The organism is Chitinophaga ginsengisegetis (assembly GCF_900168065.1).
In the GTDB taxonomy this organism is placed as follows: Bacteria; Bacteroidota; Bacteroidia; order Chitinophagales; family Chitinophagaceae; genus Chitinophaga; species Chitinophaga ginsengisegetis.
This window is the reverse complement of the sequence record NZ_FUZZ01000001.1, coordinates 2629273-2654157: the sequence shown is the minus strand read 5'-3', so window position 1 is coordinate 2654157 and position 24885 is coordinate 2629273. Positions and strand designations below refer to the sequence as shown.

At 46.2% G+C, this 24885-nt stretch carries 18 protein-coding genes and 1 pseudogene; 12 read left to right on the top strand and 7 right to left on the bottom strand.

Going from position 1 to position 24885, the window contains the following annotated elements:
- The 3 genes from B5Z18_RS10410 to B5Z18_RS10400 are packed head-to-tail and all read left to right on the top strand — an operon-like array spanning window position 1 to window position 2519.
- Window positions 1–258, top strand: a complete 258-nt coding sequence (locus tag B5Z18_RS10410) for a phosphopantetheine-binding protein (RefSeq protein ID WP_079469287.1) — start codon at window positions 1–3, stop codon at window positions 256–258.
- 13 nt (window positions 259–271) lie between these two features.
- The gene (locus B5Z18_RS10405; RefSeq protein WP_079469286.1) at window positions 272–1486 is read left to right on the top strand and encodes a beta-ketoacyl-[acyl-carrier-protein] synthase family protein; all 1215 of its coding nucleotides are present in this window, start codon (window positions 272–274) and stop codon (window positions 1484–1486) included.
- Window positions 1476–2519 carry a beta-ketoacyl synthase chain length factor gene (locus B5Z18_RS10400; RefSeq protein WP_079469285.1) on the top strand — a complete coding sequence of 348 codons (1044 nt, stop codon included), beginning with the start codon at window positions 1476–1478 and terminating at the stop codon, window positions 2517–2519. The genes B5Z18_RS10405 and B5Z18_RS10400 overlap by 11 nt, the downstream gene beginning before the upstream one ends.
- Here the strand turns inward: B5Z18_RS10400 and B5Z18_RS10395 are convergent.
- From B5Z18_RS10395 to rpsT, 5 genes and pseudogenes are all read right to left on the bottom strand, one after another.
- Window positions 2516–3742, bottom strand: coding sequence for a PDDEXK nuclease domain-containing protein (locus B5Z18_RS10395; protein ID WP_079469284.1), 1227 nt, complete (start codon window positions 3740–3742; stop codon window positions 2516–2518). The genes B5Z18_RS10400 and B5Z18_RS10395 overlap by 4 nt on opposite strands.
- A 117-nt stretch (window positions 3743–3859) precedes the next feature.
- Window positions 3860–4411 (bottom strand): PDDEXK nuclease domain-containing protein, encoded by a 552-nt coding sequence (locus B5Z18_RS32795; protein ID WP_235015928.1) that lies wholly within the window; start codon window positions 4409–4411, stop codon window positions 3860–3862.
- A gap of 24 nt (window positions 4412–4435) precedes the next feature.
- Window positions 4436–4876 (bottom strand): annotated as a pseudogene (locus B5Z18_RS32790) (DUF1016 N-terminal domain-containing protein); the annotation flags it as partial.
- A gap of 337 nt (window positions 4877–5213) precedes the next feature.
- Entirely contained in the window at window positions 5214–6938 is a 1725-nt protein-coding gene (locus B5Z18_RS10385; protein ID WP_143313542.1) for a M14 family metallopeptidase, read from the bottom strand.
- 73 nt (window positions 6939–7011) lie between these two features.
- Window positions 7012–7266, bottom strand: a complete 255-nt coding sequence (rpsT, locus tag B5Z18_RS10380) for a 30S ribosomal protein S20 (protein WP_079469282.1) — start codon at window positions 7264–7266, stop codon at window positions 7012–7014.
- 241 nt (window positions 7267–7507) lie between these two features.
- On the opposite strand from rpsT, the gene B5Z18_RS10375 reads away from it, so the two are divergent.
- From B5Z18_RS10375 to B5Z18_RS10365, 3 genes are all read left to right on the top strand, one after another.
- The gene (locus B5Z18_RS10375) at window positions 7508–10267 is read left to right on the top strand and encodes a 2-oxoglutarate dehydrogenase E1 component (RefSeq protein ID WP_079469281.1); all 2760 of its coding nucleotides are present in this window, start codon (window positions 7508–7510) and stop codon (window positions 10265–10267) included.
- 96 nt (window positions 10268–10363) lie between these two features.
- Window positions 10364–11941, top strand: coding sequence for a 2-oxoglutarate dehydrogenase complex dihydrolipoyllysine-residue succinyltransferase (gene odhB / locus B5Z18_RS10370; RefSeq protein WP_079469280.1), 1578 nt, complete (start codon window positions 10364–10366; stop codon window positions 11939–11941).
- A 97-nt stretch (window positions 11942–12038) separates the two neighbouring features.
- A complete protein-coding gene (locus B5Z18_RS10365; RefSeq protein WP_079469279.1) occupies window positions 12039–13196 on the top strand; it encodes an RsmB/NOP family class I SAM-dependent RNA methyltransferase in 1158 nt (385 codons plus the stop codon).
- Window positions 13197–13272: 76 nt separating this feature from the next.
- Here the strand turns inward: B5Z18_RS10365 and mnmA are convergent, their stop codons facing one another.
- Complete coding sequence (gene mnmA, locus B5Z18_RS10360) at window positions 13273–14382, bottom strand: tRNA 2-thiouridine(34) synthase MnmA (protein WP_079469278.1); 1110 nt, start codon at window positions 14380–14382, stop codon at window positions 13273–13275.
- 210 nt (window positions 14383–14592) lie between these two features.
- On the opposite strand from mnmA, the gene B5Z18_RS10355 reads away from it, so the two are divergent.
- The 5 genes from B5Z18_RS10355 to B5Z18_RS10335 are packed head-to-tail and all read left to right on the top strand — an operon-like array spanning window position 14593 to window position 20475.
- On the top strand, window positions 14593–16086 hold the full coding sequence (locus B5Z18_RS10355) for a tagaturonate reductase (protein WP_079469277.1): 1494 nt from the start codon (window positions 14593–14595) through the stop codon (window positions 16084–16086).
- Between the two features lie 7 nt (window positions 16087–16093).
- Complete coding sequence (gene uxaC / locus B5Z18_RS10350) at window positions 16094–17488, top strand: glucuronate isomerase (RefSeq protein ID WP_079469276.1); 1395 nt, start codon at window positions 16094–16096, stop codon at window positions 17486–17488.
- Window positions 17488–18486, top strand: coding sequence for a sugar kinase (locus B5Z18_RS10345; RefSeq protein ID WP_079469275.1), 999 nt, complete (start codon window positions 17488–17490; stop codon window positions 18484–18486). Before uxaC ends, B5Z18_RS10345 begins: the two co-directional genes overlap by 1 nt.
- 3 nt (window positions 18487–18489) lie before the next feature.
- Complete coding sequence (locus B5Z18_RS10340) at window positions 18490–19152, top strand: beta/alpha barrel domain-containing protein (RefSeq protein ID WP_079469274.1); 663 nt, start codon at window positions 18490–18492, stop codon at window positions 19150–19152.
- A 33-nt stretch (window positions 19153–19185) separates the two neighbouring features.
- On the top strand, window positions 19186–20475 hold the full coding sequence (locus B5Z18_RS10335; RefSeq protein WP_079469273.1) for an MFS transporter: 1290 nt from the start codon (window positions 19186–19188) through the stop codon (window positions 20473–20475).
- Between the two features lie 256 nt (window positions 20476–20731).
- Here B5Z18_RS10335 and B5Z18_RS10330 read toward each other — a convergent pair whose 3' ends face one another.
- Entirely contained in the window at window positions 20732–22378 is a 1647-nt protein-coding gene (locus B5Z18_RS10330) for a UxaA family hydrolase (RefSeq protein ID WP_079469272.1), read from the bottom strand.
- 506 nt (window positions 22379–22884) lie between these two features.
- Between B5Z18_RS10330 and B5Z18_RS10320 the strand changes: the two genes are divergently transcribed.
- Window positions 22885–24840 (top strand): heparinase II/III domain-containing protein, encoded by a 1956-nt coding sequence (locus B5Z18_RS10320; protein WP_079469270.1) that lies wholly within the window; start codon window positions 22885–22887, stop codon window positions 24838–24840.
- The last annotated feature ends 45 nt before the right edge of the window (window positions 24841–24885 follow it).

The following is a 24885-nucleotide window of genomic DNA, read 5'->3' as shown; positions in this document are numbered from 1 at the left end:
ATGGAAGAATTAAAAAAGAAACTGAAAGAACAAATCATTGAGGCACTCAATCTTCAGGATACCAAACCGGAAGACATTGATGACAATGCACCATTATTTGGAGAAGGTCTGGGTCTCGATAGTATCGATTCGCTCGAACTGATGGTATTACTGGAAAGACAGTATCACATCAAAGTAGAGGACCCGCGCGAAGGTCGTAAGATTCTGCAGTCTGTTCAATCTATGGCAGAGTTTATCCAGGCAAAACAACCGGCATAAGTAAACTGGCTACATGGCGGAAAGAGTGTTTATAACAGGGATAGGAATGATCACCGCCATTGGTGATAATGTAGCCGGAAACTTGCACCATCTGCGCTTACAGCAAAGTGGGCTGGGTTACAGCAGCTACATTGATACCATTTACAAAAATGTATTGCCTGTTGCGGAAGTAAAACACGCGAGCGAGGCCTTGTTTGCACTGGCCGGTATACCGGTAAAGGAAGGGTATACACGTACCACTTTACTCGGACTGGCAGCCATGCGGGAGGCTTTGCAGGATGCAGGTATTACGGATGTACAATCGGCTCCCACAGGCTTTATCAATGCCAGCACCGTGGGAGGGATGTGTGATACAGAGAAGTTATATTTTGATATTATTAATCCTGAGAAGACCGGCTCCTTTTTACAATATATAGATACACTGGATTGCGCGGATTGTACACAGCGTATAGCCGACACCGTAGGATTCAGTGAACATATTGCTACCATCAGCACCGCCTGTTCATCTTCCGCCAATGCACTGATGTTTGGCGCGCGTATGATTAAGCAGGGCATGCTTCCCCGGGTGGTATGCGGCGGCACCGAAGCGCTTACCCGTTTTACATTGAATGGATTCAACTCCCTCAAAAATGTGGATAAGCAGTTTTGCCGGCCCTTTGATCAGCAACGCACCGGTTTGAACCTGGGTGAAGGCGCGGCTTACCTGGTACTGGAAAGTGAATCTTTCGCCAGGGCCAACAACAGCCGCATCCTGGCTGAGCTAAGCGGGTATTGTAATACCAATGAAGCTTTCCATCCAACCTCTCCTTCACCGGATGGCGACGGCGCCTACGAAGCCATGAAAATGGCGCTGGCTATGAGCGGACATTCACTGGAAGAAGTATCTTACATCAATGTGCACGGCACTGCCACTCTTAATAACGATGTTTCCGAAGGAAAGGCGCTGGAACGTTTATTCGGGGATAAAGTTCCCCTGTTTAGTTCTACCAAACCTTTTACAGGGCATACACTGGCGGCAGCAGGTGCGATAGAAGCCATCTATTCTATACTGGCTATTCAACATGGGATAATATTTCCCAATCTCAATTTCTCAGAAAGGATGGAGGAATTGAATATCAGTCCGGTTACCACCCTGATGGAAGGGTACCCGGTAAATCATGTTATTTCAAACTCATTCGGCTTTGGGGGCAACAATGCTTCCCTGGTGATCAGCAAATATGAAGGGTAAGTGTTACATACAAGCAATGGCGGCCATCTCCCCGCAGCCAACTTTTGAAGGGGATATTTTTTCGGCGCAGTTGGTACATACAGATAGTAACCTGCTTGCCTGTATAGAACCCGATTATAAGCCATTCATCCCCGGCAACAGCCTGCGTCGCATGACAAGGGTGCTTAAAATGGGACTGACCGCTGCACTTAAATGCAGCCAGGAAAGTGGCATCACCATACCAGGACCCATTATTACCGGCACCGGCAAAGGCAGTTTACAAGACACGGAGAAATTTATCAAAGAGATTGCCGAATACAAGGAAACAGCCCTGAACCCAACTCCTTTTATTCAATCTACCTACAATTCTGTGAATGGATTAATTGCGTTGCAGCAAAAGTGCACAGCCTATAACAATACTTTTGTACACCGCGGTTTTTCCTTTGAAAATGCTTTGCTGGACAGCATGATGCTGTTGCAGGAAGGCGCCACACATACGCTTACCGGCGCATTTGAGGAAATTACAAAAGAACATTTTTATATCAAAAGCCGGATCGGTTTCTGGAAAGAAGCGCCTACCGACAACCGGGAATTATATCGTCATCTTTCGCCCGGCAGTATTGCCGGAGAAGGCGCTACTTTCTTCACACTAACAGGCACGCCTACACCGCAGAGCTACGCAGCCATTTCTGATTTCAGGATGCTGTACAAACCACGCGGCGGAAAACTAGCCGAAGCCCTGAAAAGCTTTACCACTTCTCCTGACCTGATCATTACCGGTCGTAACGGCGACAGTAATCACGAGCATTATTACCAGGAGCTGGATCAATGTTTTCCAGGCATACCACAGTTGCCATTCAAGCATCTTTGCGGTGAATATGATACTGCCGGAGCGTTTGGGTTATGGTTAGCCGCGCAGATTATCAAAGCGCAGCAAATACCGGCCACCTGGTTTCCTGGTACGGAGCATTTGTCTGCGCCTGTTCGCACTATCCTTTTCTACAATCATTTTTACGGGGAACAGCATGTTATGCTGAAACTGGAAAGGGTTTAACTTTCACATCTTCTTAATTCACCCGCCAGGAATTGTTGTAACTCTTCTTTCGTTGGCAGTTGTACGGCGTAGGTAGAGATAAACATCTGCTGATCCATTCCGGAAGGAATGGCATATTCAGCGAGTGCCTCATCTTTATTGGTGACCAGCAAAATACCTATTGGAGGATTATCACCAGGCGCCGTCATTTTTGCTTTGAAATAGTTCAGGTATGTTGTGAGTTGTCCGGCATCTGCATACGTGAAATCACCAACTTTTAATTCGATGAGTACATGGCATTTCAGGATACGGTGATAAAACACAACATCTACAAAATAATATTCCTGTCCTATCAGGATCCTTTTCTGCCGGCCTTCAAGGCAGAAGCCGTGTCCCATCTCCAGTAAAAATTCCTGTAAATGATCCAGCAGTTTTTGTTCTACCGTACTTTCCTTTTCTATTGCTTTTTGCGGAAGATCGAGAAATTCAAATGAGTATACATTTTTGATGAGATCTGCGGGTGTAACCGGGCTTTCTGTTGATTGCTGTATCAGCCGGGACAGTTTGTGCGGATCTTTGGCAAGACCCATGCGCTCGAAATAGAGACTGTTGATTTGTCTTTTTAGTTCGCGTACACTCCAGTTGCCCTTAATGCATTCTACTTCAAAAAAGGTCCGTTTGAAATCATCTTCAATTGTAAGCAAACTGGCAATGTGTGTAAACGACAGATTATTTACAATTTTCTTACCTGAAACCCTGCCAATTTCTACCGGGGGCGTTACTGAAGAAACACTTGAATTATTGGACGCTAGCAATTCATCAGACACTGTCTGATGAATTGTATGTTGCTGATTACTAGTTATTTGTAATTCATCAGTCACTGACTGATGAATTCGCATGTTGATTTTTTCAAATTCGTCAGTCAGTGACTGATGAATTTGAATGGGATTATTTTTTAATTCGTCTGAAACAACCTGACTAATCTGGGGATAATACTGATAGAATTGTCTGCATAGTCTTAGGTTAGTTGCAGATAATTTTAGCACAGGAAGTTCTTTCGAAATCTGTTCCAATAATTGCGCTCCATATCTGGCTCTATCCACGCCCTTCTGTTCATATTCTACAATATAACATCCAATCATCCAGTTGCGGATGGTAAGGGAACGATTAATAGCTTTGGCGGCTACTTCCTGGAAATGTACATGTGTGGTTTCAATGCTGTTAAGCAGATGGTTAAATTTCATTTTGATAATGGTTTTATGTTAGAGATGTTGTTGTAAGTGAGGAATGCTAATAAACGTGTAAACGTGAACTGATACGGTGTTTGGGGGATTATTAATGTGAGTTATTCATTATCATTTTTATAGCATTTTTCCTAATGCCTCCGCATCGGGCAAAAATTCTTTCATGTTTTCGGGTATGCTATGGGCATGATAATGTGTATAGGTGCCTACACTCATCGCTTTATCGATAGATTTGATAGCATAATCTACTACTGTATTATCTTTCTGTTTACAGAGTATAATGCCGATACTGGGATTTTCGTGTGGTAATTTTACTTTATCATCCAGCACATTCAGATAAAAGTTCAGCTGGCCGGCGTATTCAGGTTTGAACTTTTTACGTTTCAATTCAATGGCTACAAGGCATTGCAGGTGCCGGTTATAAAAGAGCAGATCTACAAAGAATTCATTGTTATTTACTTCCAGCCTATACTGATTACCAATAAAGGAATATCCTTTACCCATACTCATAATGAACTTCCTGATGTTGTTCACTATTTCATTTTCAAGGATCCCTTCATCATCCTCTTCATTAATATTAACAAAGCCGATGAGGTATTCATCTTTAAATACTTCCAGTGCTTTGGATTTGATATTTTCCGGCAGTGTTTTATTGAAGTTGTGGGGCATATTACCCTGGTGTTTGAAAAGATTGGCATTGATTTGATATTCCAATTCTCTTACTGACCAGAATTGTTCTGCGGCCTGGGAGATATAAAAATGCTGCGCTTCAGGCTTACTGCATCTGTTTATTATAAGGATATGATGAGTGAAGCTTATACTATAAAAGGATTTTTCCAATTGTGCAGTCACCGACTGCACAATTGGAAAAATTTTGTACGTCTCATAAAATTGCCTCATGTTATTAAGGTTCCTTGTGGAAAATCCTTTTAACCCAGGTAGTGCCTGTTGCAGATCTATAGAGAGTTGCCCGATAACTTTCGCTCCCCAGTTCTCAGCATTTATCTTCTCGGAAAGCATCTGCCCGATTTTGAAATAGAGTTTTAATTGCTCCTGATTAGCAAGCCTTGCAGCAATGTATCTGCTCCTGACAATGTTCTGTTTTAAATCCTGTACAAATTCCTTGTAAGACATGTTTTTGGTTTTTTGTTTAAAGAATATGAGTTTGAAAGAAGAGTATTTATAGAACTCCCTATGTTGAATACACACAAACAACTACCATGAATGAAGAAAAAATTACTGCAGAATTCATGTTGATATGGTTTTTATAACGGAAGGATTATGCCCACTTCATTTCTCTGAAGTATGTTAACAAACATCTAAACGCGAACGAATTTAAAGCATGCATCAATAAAATCCCGTTCATTTTATTCAGGGGTGAAATGATCCGTTCATTATCATGAACAGGATGCATAAAAAAAGCGGAGACATAAGCCCTGCTTATATCTCCGCTTCCATAACTGATAATATTTTATCGTACTCTATACACCGGGTAACGCATGTATTCCGGCTCTGCATAAGGTGAATTTTTAAACACAAAATTCAGCTGCGCACTGGCGTTGTTGGCGAATGCAGTATCACCGGCTTTCTTCTTATTTAATAATTCCTGTAACTCCGGATGTTGTTTTAAATATTCAGCACCGGTATCTTCAAAAACATAAGGAGAATATCCTTCTTTTTGTCCGAGGATGGCATCAAAAAAGTTCCAGGCAAAAAAAGAATCGCCACCGGTGGGTTCCAGTGTTTCCATCAGGAAACGGTTGGCATTCTGGTTCATGGGAATATAGCAATCACCTTTGCGGAAACGTATAGAATCCTTGCTGCTGGTTACTTTGATGTTGGTGTGCAGGTAATGTTTTTCAAATGGTTTGGTGTAGCTCTGGAAGTCGGCAATATGATATACTTCTACGAGGATGGTCGTATCATGTTGCAGCAGCTGCATTTTTACCTGGTTATTTTTCAGCAGATTGATTACTGCCCACCAACCTTGCGGAATAATATATGCCTGCGGTTTTTCCACAAAGTTTTCTTCGGTAGCATAGTTATAGAATTTCACCTGCCTGGTGTAGGGTTTGGAGCGGTCGTAGTACAACCTCGGGAGGCCGGAAATTGCGCTGGGTTTGTGCCCGGAAGCAAAGCCACGGAATGTGATCAGGCTGTATTTGTTCATATCAAACTGCCACGCGAGCGGAAACATTTTCTGTGTAAGAGCAGTTTGCTTTGCCTGTTCGCGCAGGTGTTTAATTTCTTCACTGTGTGTGGCGGTAAATTCGATGAAGCATTCCATCAGGGCGTAAGTTGCTTTTACGCGCAGTGGATAGGGTTTCAGCATATGTGTTTCGGGTACAAAACCGAAAGTATGGAAGAGGGTTGTATAACCGGTAGAGTAACGGGGAGCGTCGGCAAATTCCACCCATCCGCTGTCGGGTGTTTCACCAAAGTGATTTACATAGGGAACCAGGTCGTAGCCTTTATTTTTCATCAGGGCGTATAATCCGGGTTCAAATGTTTTGTTCATGAATTCGCCCATTGGTCCGCCGAGTTTATTGTGCTGAGTAGTGAGGAGGGTCATGATATGCTGATAATCTGCGCCATTGCTCACGTGGTTATCTACAAATACGTCCGGATCGGTGAGGTGATAGATTTGCTGGAAGGCGAGGGCATTTTTTGAATCGGCTTTGATGAAGTCGCGGTTAAGATCCAGGTTCTGGGCGTTGCCGCGGGAGCCAAAGGCATCGGGGCCGTTCTGATCTACCCGGTACCAGGGGGAGCGGTTGAGCATTCCGCCGATATTATATACGGGGATTACAGCGAGTATGATATTTTCCGGGAGATGGATTTTCTCCTGTGCGAGGTCGCGTAGGAGCATCATACTGGCGTCTATACCATCGGGTTCACCGGGATGGATGCCGTTATTGATGAGGATAACCCGTTTATTTTGTTTGTGGAGGCTTTTAAAGTCGAAATTCCGGCCGGGGGAGTAGGTCACCAGGTGCAGGGGAAAACCGGCATCGGTGGCGCCAATGGTTTGTATATTGATCTGCGGGAAGCGCTTGGCAAGTTGTTGGTAATACCGGATCACCTCGTCGTAGGTGGCGGTTTCGCGGCCATTGGTTTTCTCGTATTGCGTGGTGAGGTCCTGCGCGGAGGAGAGCAGGGGAAACAGGGCGGTCAGAAGCAGGAGTATCTTTTTCATCATCTTGGTAAAATGGAAAAACAAAAAGCCCTTCCTTTTCGAGGAAGAGCTATAAATATTGTTACTGAAGCAATTAAGCCAGAGCTAATACTCTCTTAGCCAGCTTGCTTTTCAGATTTGCAGCTTTGTTCTTGTGAATAACGTTACGTTTAGCCAGCTTATCAAGCATAGAAGCTACCTCAGTTAAATCTTTCTCCGCTGTTGCTTTATCGGTAACTGCTTTCAGGTCACGGATGGCGTTACGGGTAGTTTTACCATAGTAACGGTTACGCTCATTACGCTTTCTGCTTTGACGTACGTCTTTCTTTGTTGCTTTATGGTTTGCCATTTTTCAAATTTCAAGTTTCGGACGGCAAAGGTAACTATATTACCTTTACAAAACAAACTAAATGTAGTTTTTCCGGTGAACTACAAATATAAGCACCTTTTATCACAGATAAACACTTGATTTTTTCTCATTTTTTCCAACCAGCGTATCGAAAAACGAGCGATATTTGCAATCCCATATATTAATATATTGGGATCAACAGAAAAGTATTTGAACTGAAGATCAGCAAAACTCGTTGTAAATGAAGGACTTCTCATTCGTCACCAACTCACATCCTGCTTACATTGAATCGTTATACCAGGATTTCCGCAAAGATCCCAACTCTGTAGACCCGGATTGGGTTAAATTTTTCGAAGGATTTGATTTTGCAGTATCCAATGTAAACGGCAAGGCGGCAACATCAGCGCCGGTAGCAGGAGGCAGCACTTCGTTGCCCGTGAGCGACGACCAGCTGGCGAAAGAACTGGGCGTGTACCGCCTGATCCAGGCGTATCGCAAAAAAGGCCATTTAATTGCTAAAACCAACCCCATCCGTGAAAGAAAGGACCGCAAGGCCAACCTGGATCTTGCCAGTTTTGGATTAGGGGACGCTGATCTTAAAACCGAATTTTACGCAGGAACCACTATTGGCGTGGGTAAAGCCTCCCTGGAAAAGATCGTTGCCTATCTGCAGCAGATCTACGCTGGTTCCGTAGGACTTCAATACACTTACATCAACGACCGTGATAAAGCGAAGTGGATGGAGAAAGAATTTGAGTCCATTATGTTGCAGCCATTGTCGCTGGAGCAGCGTAAACGCATCCTGCAGAAGCTGAACCAGGGCGTTATTTTTGAAAAGTTTCTTCACACAAAATATATCGGACAGAAGCGTTTCGGCCTGGAAGGCGGAGAATCCACCATTCCGGCGCTGGATGCCATCATTAACGTAGCCGCAGAGTATGGCGTACAGGAATCCGTGATAGGAATGGCTCACCGTGGCCGTTTAAACGTACTGGCCAATATCCTGGGTAAAACCTACGAGCAGATCTTCAATGAATTTGAGGGCCTGGCCGTACCGGATATGACCATGGGCAGCGGCGACGTGAAATATCACCTCGGCTTCCGCTCCCAGGTAACCACCCCCGGTGGCAAACCCGTTAACCTGCAACTGATGCCCAACCCTTCCCACCTGGAAGTAGTAGATCCGATCGTGGTCGGATTTGCGCGCAGTAAAGCAGATGTGATCTACAACAGCGATTACGATAAAATACTGCCCATCCTCATTCATGGCGACGCCGCCGTTGCCGGTCAGGGGATTGTGTATGAAGTGGAACAGATGAGCAAACTGAAAGGATACTACGTAGGTGGTTCTATTCACTTTGTGATCAATAACCAGATCGGCTTTACCACCGATTTTGATGATGCCCGCTCCTCAGATTACTGTACCAGCGTGGCATCGATTGTACAGGCACCGGTATTCCATGTAAACGGCGATGATGCAGAAGCAGTGGTGAAGGTATCCCAGCTGGCCGCCCGCTACCGCCAGGAATTCAACGAAGATGTGTTTATCGACATGGTTTGTTACCGCAAACATGGTCACAACGAAGGCGATGAGCCCAAGTTTACACAACCGAGCCTCTACGCCCTGATTGAAAAACACGCTAATCCGCGTGAAGTATATACCCAGTTCCTCCTGAACAACGGAGAATCTGACGCACAGGCATTGGCCAAAGAAATGGAAAAAGGCTTCTGGGACGATTTACAGGCACGCCTGGATGAGGTAAAACAACATCCGCTGCCTTATGTGAGTCAAAAACCGGAGCAATGGTGGCAAGCGCTGCGCAAAGCCACCCCACAGGATTTTGACGCTTCCCCGGTAACCGCTATCAAGGAAGACGACTTTAAACGGTTGTTCGACGGCCTCATGAAATGGCCTGAAAACTTCGTGCCCCTGCGTAAAGTGAGCAAACTGCTGCAGGACAAAATAAAACTGTACCAGGATGAAGGCAAAGTGGATTGGGCCACCGGTGAACTGCTGGCCTATGCCAGCCTCCTGATAGAAGGGAAAGATGTAAGAATGAGCGGGGAAGATGTAAAACGCGGTACTTTCTCTCACCGTCATGCGGTACTGTTTGATGAAAATACCAATGAAACGTATAGCCGTCTCAGTCATCTCCAGGAAAACCAGGGTAAATTCAGAATTTATAACTCTTTATTGAGCGAATATGGTGTATTGGGCTTTGAATATGGCTATGCGATGGCCAATCCCAATAACCTGGTATTGTGGGAAGCGCAGTACGGCGACTTTGTAAACGGCGCACAAACGGTGATTGATCAGTACATCAGCAGCGCAGAACAGAAATGGACTACGCAGAATGGCCTGGTAATGCTGCTGCCTCATGGTTATGAAGGTGGGGGACCGGATCACTCCAATGCCCGTCCGGAACGCTTCTTACAACAATGCGCAGAAGAAAATATGGTGATCACCAATATCACGACTGCCGCCAACTTCTTCCATGCGTTACGCCGTCAGTTAACCTGGCAGTTCCGCAAACCACTCATTAACTTCTCTCCAAAAGCAAATCTGCGTCATGTAGGCGCTTACTCTGCTATGCAGGAATTTACACAGGGAGGCTTTAAGGAAGTACTGGATGATCCGTTTATCGACGACGCCGCTGTGGTGAAGAAGGTATTACTGTGCTCCGGTAAAATGTATTTTGATCTGAGTGACAAACAGGCTAAAGATGATCGCAAAGATGTAGCGATTGTTCGCCTGGAACAACTGTATCCGCTGCCGGTTAAACAACTGGAAGCCATTGCACAGAAGTATAAGGGAGCTACTTTCTTCTGGGTACAGGAAGAACCACTGAACATGGGTGCTGCAGCTTTCCTGCAAATGAACCTGAAACAGATCAACTATGGTGTTATCAGCCGCAACCCGAGCGCTTCTACAGCAACCGGTTATGCGAAAGTACATGCCCGTGAACAGCAACAGATCATTGACACGGCTTTTAACATCTAAAAAAATTCAAAGTATAAACAGAATAACGGGGTTTTACGTTAAGCTAAAGGCTAACCGCTAAACGCAAAACCTGGTATCACCATCAACTGATTAAATATGGTTATCGAAATCAAAGTCCCTACGGTAGGAGAATCTATTAGCGAGGTAACAATTGCAAAGTGGTTGAAGAAAGACGGAGATTATGTTCAGCAGGACGAGGTATTGTGTGAAATGGAATCAGAGAAAGCAACCTTCGAACTGAATGCAGAAAAGGCGGGCGTTCTCAAAATTGCCCCCGCAGCTCAGGAAGGAGCTACTTTGAAGATTGGTGATGTAGCCTGTACTATCGATACAGACGCCGCCGCACCAGCAACCGGCGCCGCACCGGCAGCTGAACCTGCTGCACCTGTAGCAGCCGCACCAGCGCCTGCTCCGGCAGAAGCTGCACCGGCCGCACCTGCAGCAAATAAAGGGACGATTGAAATGAAAGTGCCTACAGTAGGAGAATCTATCAGTGAAGTAACACTGGTAAAGTGGCTGAAGAATAATGGTGATTATGTAGAGCGTGATGAAGTGGTATGTGAACTGGAATCTGAGAAAGCTACCTTTGAACTGAATGCAGAAGAAGCCGGCGCACTGATTACTGTGGCAAAAGAAGGCGATACTTTAAAAATAGGCGATGTTGCCTGTAAAATTGATACCAGTGTTGGCAGACCAGCAGGCAAAGCCGCACCGGCAGCCGCTCCCGCTGCACAACCAGCTAAAGCCGCTCCACAGCCGCAACAGGCCCCTGTTACCAGCATCCCGAACGATGTGAAAGCATCACCGGTAGCTGCCGCAGTGATCGCCGACAAACACGTGGATCCCTCCAGCATCAAAGGTTCCGGCGCTCATGGCAAGATCATGAAAGACGATGTATATGCTGCCCTGCAGAATCCGGGCGTAGCCATCGGTCAGGAAATGTTTACCCGTGCCGAACGCCGCGAAAAAATGAGCAACCTGCGTAAAACCGTTTCCCGCCGCCTGGTGGAAGCGAAAAATACAACGGCCATGCTCACTACCTTCAACGAGGTAGATATGACAGAAATTATGGCGCTGCGTGCCAAGTATAAAGAAGTATTCAAAAAACAGCATGAGGTAAACCTCGGCTTCATGAGCTTCTTTACTAAAGCATGCTGCTTCGCTTTACAGGAATTCCCTTCCGTAAATGCTTATATCGACGGAGAAGAACTGGTGTACCACGACTACTGCGATATCTCTATCGCGGTATCTGCTCCGAAAGGACTGGTAGTACCGGTGATCCGCAATGCAGAAAGCCTGGATATGGCAGGTATTGAAAAAGCAGTAGTAGAACTGGCCACTAAAGCCCGTGATAACAAACTGACCATGCCTGAAATGACCGGCGGTACTTTCACCATCACCAATGGTGGCGTATTTGGTTCCCTGATGAGCACACCTATCATCAACATCCCGCAGTCTGCTATCCTGGGTATGCACAAAATCCAGGACCGCCCGATGGCTATCAACGGCCAGGTGGTGATCCGTCCGATGATGTACCTGGCACTGAGCTACGACCACCGTATCATCGATGGCCGCGAATCAGTAAGCTTCCTTGTAAGAGTAAAAGAAATGCTGGAAAATCCTGAACAACTGCTGTTTGGTAAAGATCCGCTGAAAGCACTGCTGAAACTCTAGTTTCAGCTGATAAGATAAAATGAAATCCGGTCTGTTATCAGGCCGGATTTTTTTGTGTTATCTCCCACAGCGTCAATATTAGCCCTTATCTTCGCGTATGACCCGTTGGGAAAATTACTTAGCATCCGCAGAAAAAATTATCGGCGCCTACCAGGGCAGCCTGCCATTACATCATTTCCTGAAATCTTTTTTTAAGGAACATCCCTACATGGGGGGCCGCGACCGGCGCTGGATTTCACAGCTGGTATATCATTACTTCCGCCTCGGGAACTGGGGTAAAAGCCTTTCCGTGAACGAGCGGATCATTACCGGCGCCTTTCTTTGTGAAACCACGCCGAATGATTTCCTGGCAACTATCCGTCCTGCATGGAACGAGCAAATTGCATTGCCGCATGCCGATAAGGCTGCGCTACTGCCTGTTCCTTTAACCCCCGACACACTTTTCCCGTTTCTGCCGGAGCTGTCAGCCGGTATAGATGCTAACGCATACGCCTATACTGTTTTAAAGCAGCCGCGGTTATTTATCCGGGTACGCAACAATAAGCTCGATAAAGTGCTGCAATTGCTGGATAAAGCAGCCATTACGTATGAGCTGTTCGCTAATAACACTACCATAGCCTTGCCCAACGGCACTAAAATAGAAGTGGTAGTGCCGGAGAAAAGCTGGTATGAGGTGCAGGACGCTTCCAGTCAGCAGACCGGTGAATTGTTCCATCCGCAGCAACACCAGCGCTGGTGGGATTGTTGTGCTGCCAGCGGCGGTAAATCCATCCTGCTCAAAGATCAGCAGCCTGGTGTGCAATTACTGGTATCTGATGTGAGAAGATCTATCCTGGAAAACCTGCAGCAGCGTTTTGCAACGGCAGGAGTGAAGCATTTTGAAGCACGGGTGGCCGATCTTACGGCAGAGAATTTCCCTGCGTCTATGGGGAGTCAGCAGTTTGATGGTATCATCCTGGATGCACCCTGCAGCGGCTCCGGTACCTGGGGGCGTACGCCGGAAAGTATCTCCTTCTTTAAAAAAGACGAGATCGGGAAGTACCAGCAGTTGCAGAAGAAGATAGCCCATAATGTGGCGCCATTTGTAAAAAAAGGCGGCTCGCTGATCTATATTACCTGTTCTGTTTTTAAACAGGAGAATGAAGAAGTGGTAAAGTATATAGAAGAGATCAGTGACTTGCGGAAGCAGGAAGGGGGCGTGATTGCGGGGTATGACAAGGGAGCAGATACGATGTATGCAGTAAGATTGTCTTAGTTTTTGAAGATAAAAAAAGGGTGGGAAGATCTGTCTTCCCACCCTTTTCTGTTTATCTATCTTATGAAATTAATTCTTACAAAACAACCGGCATCGTCCGCTGGATAATTCCTCCGCCAACTACATCGTCGCCTTCATAAAAAACAGCCGACTGACCCGGAGCAATGCCCTTCACGCTTTCGTAGAAGCTTACTTTTACCTGCCCGTTTTCATTATACAGGTTACTCAGTGCGCCTTTATCTTTATAGCGGATCTTGGTAACTGCTTCCATGCCTTCGGGAATGGTATCGTATTTACCCATGTTGATACCGCTTACGAACATCTCACTTCTCTGTAATTCATCTTCATTACCTAAAACCACGGTGTTGGTTTCGGGGATGATTTCGGTTACAAAAACAGGGCGTCCGAGGGCAATATCAAGCCCTTTACGCTGTCCGACAGTATAGAAGGGGTAACCCTTGTGATGGCCAACGATAGTGCCGTCTGCCAGCACAAAATTGCCTCCGTTTACTCTTTCTTCCAGACCCTCTACTTTTCTTTTCAGAAAACCGCGGTAGTCATTATCCGGCACAAAGCATATTTCATAGCTTTCTGCTTTTTTAGCCAGTTCGGGATAGCCGAAATCAAAGGCCATCTGGCGTATTTGTGTTTTACGGTATTTGCCTAAAGGAAGAATGGTGCGGGCCAGTACATCCTGTTGGATGCCCCACAGTACATAGCTCTGGTCTTTGGTTTCATCCAGACCTTTGCTGATCACATAACGGCCGTTGTCGTGCTGACGGATCTGGCCATAGTGGCCGGTGGCAATAAACTCACAATCCATTGCGTCGGCACGTTTCATCAGTGCGCGCCATTTTATATGGGTATTGCACAGTACACACGGATTGGGAGTACGTCCTGCAATATATTCCTCGACAAAATTATTCACTACAAAATCACCAAATTCATCGCGGATATCCAGCACAAAGTGCGGAAACCCGTGATGCACCGCTGCCGCGCGGGCGTCGTTAAAAGAATCCAGGTTACAGCAGCCGGTTTCCTTTTTACTGGAACCAGCAGATGCATAATCCCAGGTTTTCATGGTGATACCCACCACGTCATACCCCTGTTCATGCAGCATCAACGCCGTAACAGTGCTGTCTATACCACCACTCATGGCTACCAGCACTTTACCATGCTTGCTCATTTATAAAAGTTTAGAGCAACAAAATTACTTAAATTTAAGCCAACGGCCATCTGTGCTTTATTGATCCTGACAATGGCCGGATTGATTCTGATTATATCGTTGATACAATTTTAACGTGTTTGAACGATTATTTCCGGAAACATTATAAATTGTTAATTGTGAATTATATATTTATTAGTTTTAGCCACCTTATAGCATAAATCAGTTGTAATGCTACCTATATTAAACAAAGAATTTATATTAAAAAATCAGGATTCCGGCGTTCATGAAAAAACATTCACCTTCCCGGAAAAGATCCTTCAATTTGGTACTGGCGTGCTTTTGCGCGGTTTAGTAGACTATCTCGCAGACAAAGCCAACCGTCAGGGAATTTTTGAAGGAAGGATTGTGGTGGTGAAATCGACCGACGGTGATACTGTTGATTTTTCCAGTCAGGACTGCCTGTTTACCACCCATATCAAAGGTGTTTCCCAGGGAGAACTGGTAGACCAGGTGCTGATCAACTCCGCTATTAGCCGGGTTTTGCAATCGAATGCAGAATGGCAGGAAATATTAGCTGCTGTTCATCAGCCCGCTTTGCAAACAATTATTTCCAACACCACGGAAGTAGGGATCCAGTATGTTCCGGAGAAAATAGCTGACGGCGTACCGGCCTCGTTCCCCGGCAAATTGCTGGCAGTGCTGTGGGAGCGGTTTACCTACTTTAAAGGCAGCGCCAACACCGGCTTTGTGATTGTACCTACAGAACTGGTGGTAGATAACGGCCGCCTGTTAAAAGACATTGTACTGCAACTGGCCGCTTATAATGAACTGCCACCGGCTTTTATTACATGGATCCAGCAGGATAACCAATTTTGTAATTCCCTGGTAGACAGGATCGTTCCCGGCAAACCCCGCAACCTGGCTGAAATTGAGCAAAAAGCAGGGTACACAGATAAATTATGGATAGAAGTAGAACCCTACCTGTTATGGGCTATAGAAGGTAATGAACATACCCGTTCTGTATTATCTTTTTATAAGGCAGATGAAAGGATGCTGATTGAGCCCAGCATTACGCCATTCCGTGAACAGAAGCTCCGGTTACTGAATGGCAGTCATACAGCAGCAGTGCCATTGGCTTTCCTGTCGGGCCTCAACACGGTATACGAATGTATGCAGGACGACTATATGAGTCATTTCTTCAAAGAAGTGGTGCTCCGCGAAATACTGCCTACTATTGAAGATACCTGTCCTACCGCTACTGCATTTGCGCCGGAAGTACTCGACCGTTTTGCCAATCCGTTTATTGCGCATAAGCTCATCAGCATCACTTTCCAGGAAAGTTCCAAGATGAATGCCCGCAATGTGCGCACACTGGTACGCTACTACGAAAAGTATAAAACACTCCCGCCCCACCTGTGCCTGGGCTTCGCCGCCATGCTGCTGTTCCTGCAGCCGGAGCGTGAAGAAGCCGGTAAATATTATGGCAACAGAGACGGGGAAGAATACGTTATTACAGATGACAATGCCCCGGTTTTTGCAGCCTGGTGGCGAACTCACACCGACATAAATGATATGGTAACCGGGATCAGCAGCGACAAACGTTTGTGGGAAACAGATCTGACGGCCATTCCAGGCTTTGCTGAACAGGTAGCCGGTATCTTAAAAATGCTGAAAAGCAATGGTGTGAAAGCATTTATTCAATCGCAGCTGCTCAAAAATTAATCATGTTATGAAGGAATTTCTGTCTGAGGATTTTTTATTAAAAACGGAAACGGCTAAACGATTATACTTTGATTACGCCGTCTCTATGCCGGTGATCGATTATCATAACCACCTGCCACCGGATGAAATAGCAGGGAATAAAACATTTGACAACCTGTACGCCATCTGGCTGAAAGGAGATCATTATAAATGGCGTGCTATGCGTGCCAACGGCGTGCCGGAGGAGTTTATTACAGGCCCCGCCGACGACTATACGAAATTCCGTCACTGGGCAGCTACTACGCCATATACAATGCGCAATCCTTTGTATCACTGGTCGCACATGGAGTTAAAAAATCCTTTCGGCGTAACCGACCTGCTGAATGAAAAAACAGCGGAGAAGATATACCACGATTGTAACGCACAATTGCCCCGGTTATCCACACAAACACTCCTGCAACATTATAAAGTAGACACGCTGTGCACAACGGACGACCCGGTAGATTCGCTGGAGCATCACCGTGCTATTGCCAATAAACCTTTTGGTACGCGGGTGCTGCCTACTTTCCGCCCCGACAGGGCAATGGCGGTGGATAACCCGGAGGTGTTCAACCGTTTTATTAATGAGCTGGCAGCAGTTACCAATAAAGAGATCACGAAGTTTGAGGACCTCATTGAGGCACTCCATAGCCGGCATACTTATTTTCATGAAGCCGGCGGCCGCCTGAGTGATCATGGCATCAGCACCTTTTATTTTTCACCGGCTACCGGAAGGGAACTGGATACTATTTTTTACAATACCCGCAACCACCGCGCTGCCACACCATACGAGAATGCGCAGTTTAAAACGGCCGTCCTGCTGGCGGTATGCGAATGGAATCATGAAAGGGAATGGACACAACAGTTCCATGTGGGCGCTATCCGTAATAATAATTCCCGCTTACTGCAGCAGGTAGGGGCGGATGCCGGTGTGGATTCAATCGGCGACTGGCGCGTTGCGGAAGCCATGAGCGCATTTTTTGATGCACTGGATAAGAAAGATAAGTTAACAAAGACAGTAGTATATAACCTGAATCCTTCCTACAATGAAGTTTTTGCTACGATGGCAGGCAACTTCCAGGATGGCGCCATTCCCGGCAAAATTCAGTATGGTTCCGGATGGTGGTTCCTGGATCAGAAAGATGGTATGGAAAAGCAAATGAATGTATTGAGCAACATGGGTTTGCTGAGCCGGTTCGTAGGAATGTTAACCGATTCCAGAAGTTTTCTGTCTTATTCCCGGCATGAATATTTTCGCCGTATTTTGTGTAACCTGATCGGCAACGATGTGGAACAGGGAGAGCTGCCAAATGATGTTGCCTGGTTAGGGAAAATGGTACAGGACATTTGTTACTATAACGCAAAAGCATATTTTGGATTCTAATGAAGCCGGTAAAAGTTATCACATTCGGAGAAATATTATTACGCTTGTCGCCGCAGCTGGCGCAAAACACGGCCGCCGTTTATGTAGGCGGGGCGGAAGCCAACGTAGCAGCGGCATTGGCCAATTGGGGCACAGAAGTGGCCTATATCAGCAAAGTGCCTGAAAACGGGTTGTCGAAAGACGTGCTGGAGCAACTGAGTAACCGCGGTATCCATACCGACAGGGTGTTGTGGGGTGGTGCGCGCATTGGTATTTATTACCTGGCGCAGGGCAGCGACCTTAAACATGCGGAGGTAGTGTACGACAGGGCCTGGTCGTCTTTCAGCGAAATAGTGCCGGGCACTGTTGACTGGGACGCATTGCTCGGTGATGCGGAATGGTTTCACTGGAGCGCTATTACACCCGCATTAAACCCTGCTGCCGCGGAGGTTTGCAAGGAAGTATTGCAGGCCGCCACCCGGAAGGGAATGACCATTTCTACGGATCTTAACTACCGCAGTAAACTATGGCAGTATGGCAAAAAGCCGGTGGAGGTAATGCCGGAGCTGGTTCAGTACTGCGATGTAATCATGGGCAACATATGGGCCGCCAATAATATGCTGGATACCGCGCTGGATACCGCTGCGCTGGAAGCCAATACCAAAGATATTTTCCTGCAACAGGCAGAAAAGGTAGCCGCAGAAATCACTGCTACGTATAAACGCTGTAAACGGGTGGCTTTTACTTTCCGTTTCAGTCATGCTGCCACGCATAATCTGTACTACGCCTTTTATTATAACGAAGGACAGATGAGCATTTCCCGTGAGTACGATACCAATGACGTAGTGGATCGCGTGGGTAGCGGAGACTGCTTCATGGCCGGGCTCATACATGCCCAGCTGCAGGGACTGGATGATCAGCAGATCATTTCCTTTGCTGCTGCTGCCGCGTATTCCAAATTTTTTGTGAAAGGAGATTTTAATACTACTTCTGAAAAAGAAATAATAAAACTGATATAAGATATGGCACCAAGTCCTGAAACAATTATAGCAGCATTTGAGCAAAGCGGGATTATTCCGGTTTTTTATCATGATGATGAAAATGTTTGCCTGGAAGTACTGCAAGCCTGTTATGATGGCGGCTTACGGGTATTCGAATTTACCAGCAGGGGAGAAAATGCACGTAAGAACTTCGCTACCCTACGCGACAGGAAACTGGCTGCCATGCCGGATTTATACCTGGGTATCGGAACTATTAAAAACGCATCGGATGCAGCCGTGTATGCCGGTATGGGCGCCGACTTTATTGTATGCCCGGTAACTGATCCCGAAACGGCTGCTTATTGCAGTGCGGAAAGCATTACCTGGATTCCCGGTTGTATGACGCCAACGGAAATTTCTGTTGCAGAAAAGAGTGGCGCCAGGCTGGTGAAGTTGTTCCCGGGTAACGTACTGGGGCCGGGTTATGTAAATTCCATCAAACCGCTGTTCCCGCAACTGAAATTTATGCCTACGGGCGGTGTAGAACCTACCCGGGTTAGTATGGATGCCTGGTTTGACGCCGGGGTGGTATGCGTGGGAATGGGGTCTAACCTGTTGTCCAAATCCCTGATCGAAAGTAAGGACTGGCGCGCGCTGAAAGATAAAATAGTGCAAACGTTTGCATTTCTCAGGCCGAAGAAGTAACTTATACACTTTATAAATTCCAAATAAACCGTAATGAATTCCACAACTTTAGGTAAGTATCGCTGGCGGGTATGCGCACTTTTATTTGTTGCGACGACCATCAACTATATAGACAGGCAGATATTAGGATTGCTTAAAACTGATTTATCAGCTGAATTTCACTGGTCAGAAACAGCTTACAGCAACCTGGTGATGGCGTTTTCCGCTTCCTATGCGATTGGCTTGCTTTTCTTTGGCGCATTGGTAGATAAGATCGGTTCCAAACTGGGATACGCGGTTTCTATTGTGGTATGGAGCCTGTCGGCTATGGCGCACGGACTGGTGCGTTCTACGCTGGGTTTTGGTGTGGTAAGGTCTATCCTCGGCGTAAGCGAAGCGGGCAACTTCCCTGCGGCTATTAAAGCCACCGCAGAGTGGTTTCCAAAGAAGGAGCGGGCGCTGGCTACGGGCATCTTTAACTCAGGTTCCAATATTGCGGCTGTAATAGGACCGGCAATGGTATACTGGCTGGCCAGCAATCATGGCTGGAGAAATGCCTTTGTATGGACAGGCGCCATCGGTTTTATCTGGTTGATATTCTGGTGGATCTATTATGAAGTGCCTGCCCGTCACAAGAAGTTATCCAAAGCAGAATTTGATCATATCCACTCCGACCAGGAAGTAGAAGAGGTGAAACCTAAACCCATTAAATGGAGTAAGCTCCTGGGCGTGAGACAAACATGGGCTTTCATATTTGGTAAATTACTGACTGATCCTGTGTGGTGGTTTTTCCTGTTCTGGTTACCGGGTTACCTGGAATCCATCTTCCACGTAAATATGAAAGAAACGCTGGGTTTGCCGGTGATCATCATATATTCCATTACCAGCTTTGGCAGTATCGGTGGTGGATGGTTATCTTCCCACCTGATCAAATCCGGCTGGCCGGTTTTCAAAGCGCGTAAAGTGTCTATGCTGATCTTTGCGCTTTGTGTATTGCCCATTATGCTTATACAGTATTCCAATAATGTATGGTTCGCTATTGCATTGATCAGTTTGGCCACGGCGGCTCACCAGGCATGGTCTGCCACCATATTCACCACGGCTTCTGATATGTTCCCGAAACGGGCCGTAAGTTCTGTGGTAGGTATTGGAGGTATGGCCGGATCTATTGGCGGTACGCTGTTCCCGATGCTGATTGGCGCTATGCTGGATCATTATAAGTTAATCGGCAACATCGGTATTGGTTATAATATTCTGTTCACTATCTGCGCCCTGGCTTACCTGGTGGCCTGGACAGTGATGCACTTCTTTGCACCTAAAATGGAGCAGGTGAATTTGAATTAGCGAATTTTGTCTTTTTCAGGATTAGACTGATTAGACTGATTACTTTGATTTTACTTTTTTGATTTTATAAAGATTTGTAAAGTTAATTTTCAAATAGAAAACGTCCGGGCAGATGTCCGGACGTTTGTTTTTATTCTTATGAGTATCAAAAATTATTCGCTTAATTTATCTTTCTTCATCTTATAAAATCAAAAAAGTAAAATCAAAGTAATCAGTCTAATCAGTCTAATCCTGAAAAAGACAAAATCCGCGCTGCTTACAGGGAAACACCCCGTTTCCACGGAATAAAATCATCCTGGTTAAGTTGTTCTGCCTTTGTATACACTTCACCACTGGCGGTTTGGATCACATATTCCAGGATTTCTTCACCCATACCGGCAATACTTTGTTCGCCACTGATGACGGTACCGGTATTGATATCGATAATATCTTTCATACGGGTAGCCAGTTTGGTATTGGTAGCCAGTTTTACTACCGGCGCAATCGGGTTGCCGGTAGGCGTACCAAGCCCTGTGGTAAACAACACCACGTTAGCGCCGGAACCTACTTCCGCTGAAGTGGATTCAACATCGTTACCGGGTGTGCAAAGCAGGTTCAGTCCGGGTTTGGTTACATACTCTGTATAATCCAGTACATCCGTAACCGGTGAGGTTCCTCCCTTTTTAGCTGCCCCGGCGGATTTGATGGCGTCGGTAATCAGGCCATCCTTGATATTTCCCGGAGATGGATTCATGTAAAAACCGGAACCTACCGACTGGGCCTGGTTTTCATATGCGCGCATAATGCGGATGAACTTATCGGAGGTTTCTTCTGTCTGACAGCGGTTAATCAGTTCCTGTTCCACTCCGCACAGTTCAGGAAACTCGGAGAGAATGGAAGTACCACCCAGCGCTACCAGCAGGTCGGAAGTATGACCTACAGCCGGGTTAGCTGAAATGCCGGAAAACCCGTCGGAGCCGCCGCACTCCAGTCCTATTACCAGCTTGGAGAGCGGGCTCGGCTGGCGGGTCAGCTTATTGGCTTCTACCAGCGCGAGGAAAGTATCTTTAATGGCGGCAGACAGCATCGCAAATTCGGAAGCGCTTTTCTGCTGCTCGTATACCAATACCGGTTTGTTAAAGGCCGGGTTAAGTTTTTTCAGTGATTCCTGGAGGATAGATACCTGCGCGTGCTGGCATCCCAGGCTAAGAATAGTGGCTCCGGCAACATTGGAGTGATGAATATAACCGGCCAGCAGGGCGCACAGGGCGTCTGAATCCTGGCGGGTACCACCACAACCTCCTTCGTGGGTGAGGAATTTGATACCATCAATATTCGGGAAAACCACATTACGTTTACTCGTTTCCGTTAGTGCGCCAGCCTCATAGTTTTTAATGGCTTCCAGGTTGCCGCTTTTATAAAGGGAAACCAGGTCAGTTACCTGTTCGTTATATACTTCGGCAGGAGAAAAACCAAGTCCTTTTTCGAAAGCGGTTTTAATCACACTCACATTCCTGTTTTCACAAAAAACCAACGGAATCACCAGCCAGTAGTTACGGGTACCTACCTGGCCATCGGCCCGATGGTAGCCCATAAAGGTGCGGGTTTTCCATTTACTCACATCGGGCGCCTGCCATTCCAGGGAGCTGTCTTTTTCATGGAATGCGTTGGCATCATGAATCACATTTTCTGTGGTAATGGTTTCGCCCTTCCCGATGCTTTTGCTGGCTTTGCCTACCAGTACGCCATACATCGTGATGGGATCGCCCTCCCGGATGTCATTTATCAGGAATTTATGTTTAGCAGAAATATTTTGTTGCAGTTGAATGTTATGTCCGTTAAATGAGATATCGGTTCCTACCGGTATATCCTGTAAGGCTACCAGCACATTATCATCAGGATGAATTTGTAAATAAGCGTTCATAAGAGCTAAAGTAGTAAATAACTGCTCCGGCTGGTGATAGTAAAATGTTAATCCATGATAAGATTTTGACTATTTGATTATTCCGCTGGAACACCTTATGGGAGCAGGTCAGGAATGAATTATAAATTGTTAATCGGCTATCAGTGCCTTTTAACCGCCCGGATGTGTAAATGTCCCGATCCTGTAATATTTATGCAAACGTTTGTAATTTACCTGTATTTTGATATTTTTGATCTATCAGCGCGGGTCTCCGGCGATGACGCCAACAAATTCCATTGGAGCAAACTGAAGAGATCATTTTGAAGATACCGGTAATCTGAATTGCTGACCTGAAGCGGTGTGATTCCGGCAGAAAAAAGCACCAGCCATACACTCCGGCGCGAACAATTGAATGACAGTATGGCAACAAATACAAACGTTTACATCATGACGCGGTTTGGGAAATATACCATCCCTTTAACCTATTACACTGCCCTGTTTTTATCTTACAAAAAAATAAATGTCAAATGCACGTTAAAAAACTGATCTGCGCGGTATTGCTTTTTTCAGGTATTAGTATAGCCGGTAACGTTAGTGGCCAGGATGCCGGTAAAGCCAGGAATTATTTATATGAAGAATACAGGCAGAAAGGTGGTGATGCTGCTTTCAAGGATATTATTCAGTGGAGGGAACAACGATACAAATCTGTTACGGAGAAGATTGCTGCCCTGCCGGCGGCCAGCAAGGCGATATTGCTGAAGGAGGCGGACAAGGGATTATCGTTCGACTGGCCTTCATTACCGGCTACTTTATATCTTCAATACCGTGATAATGGTAACCGCGTAAATTTTGAAAATGCGCAGTTTGAACGCCGCAAAGTATTGGCGGCGTTAGTGGCCGGAGAACTGGTGGATGGAAAAGGAAAATACATGCCACAGATCGTAAACGGTTTATGGCTGATCCTGGAAGAAAGCACCTGGGTATTGCCTGCGCATATTGGCGCACAAAAAGCAGGCAGTGGTTTGCCCGATCCGGCGGAACCGGTGGTGGATCTTTTTGCCGGTGAAACTGCTGCTACACTCAGCTGGGCGCAGTTCCTGCTGCACGATCAGCTGGATAAATTTTCCCCCATCGTAAATAAACGGATTACCTATGAACTGCAACACCGCATTGTGGAGCCTTACCTGGAGCGGACTGATTTCTGGTGGATGGGATGGGGCGGCCGCGCAGTGAATAACTGGAATATCTGGATCAATACCAATGTTTTACAAACTGCATTGCTGGGTATAAATGAAACGGATATACGAAATAAGGTAATAGAGAAAACGATCCGCAGCGCGGATAATTTTGTGAACGGATATCCTGATGATGGCGGCTGTGATGAAGGTCCCACTTACTGGGGACATGCAGGCGGTAAGCTCATCGAATTTATTGATCTGCTGAACAGCGCTTCTGCACACCGGTTGAGCTGGAGCAATAATGAACTGATTCACCGGATCGGCGCCTATATTTATAAAATGCATGTAGACAGCAGCCGGTTTGTGAATTTTGCAGATGCTTCTGCGAGCACCATTCCACCTTCACATACCGTGTATTTATACGGAACTGCTTTTCATGACCCATTGCTAATTAACTTCGCCGCTTACCTCTCAAGGCTGGAGAACCCCGACAGTAACAGGGTTAAAACGCCTTCCCTGGCTTTCTTTGTGTATAACGTGGAATATCGCAGTGCCTTGTTATCTGCCAAAGCAGCAGCCCCTTATACCGCAGAAAACTGGCTCCCTGATTTGCAGGTATTGTCGCTCCGCTCTGAAGCCGGTGTCTCCAAAGGTTTATTCTTCGCCGCACAGGGCGGACATAATGCAGAAAGCCATAACCATAACGACGTTGGAAATTTTGTGCTGTACATGGATGGAAAGCCGGCCATTATTGATGTTGGCGTGGGTACCTATACAAAGCAAACATTTAGTGCCGACCGTTACAAATTATGGTTTATGCAATCGCAATGGCATAACTGTCCCACTATTAACGGTGTTCAACAGCAGGATGGCCGGAAGTTTCAGGCTACAGCTGTGGAGTACAGTCACAATAAGCTGAGTATGGATATTGCCGCTGCTTATCCGGAAGCAGCAATGGTACAATCGTGGAAACGTACATTTACATTCAACCCTGCCAAAACTTCCCTGCAATTATCGGAGGTATACCAGTTAAAAGAATGGAAGGAGCCCTTCCTGCTGCATTTTATGACCTGTCTGCCTGCCGGCACCGGTACACCCGGAAGGATTGTATTAAAAGGCGGAACTGCGGACCTGTTACTAACCTACGATCCTTCCTTATTTGAAGTGGTAACGGAGCAGCAGGAGATAAAAGACAGCCGCTTGTCACCGGTATGGGGCGACCACGTAACACGTATCAGCCTGAAGGCCCGGAGCCAGGCACTAACCGGTAAACACTCGGTGGCGTTTGTGATGCGCCGTAAATAGGTACGCATACTATCCTGTAAAAGACATTTTTTAAAATAAATGCTT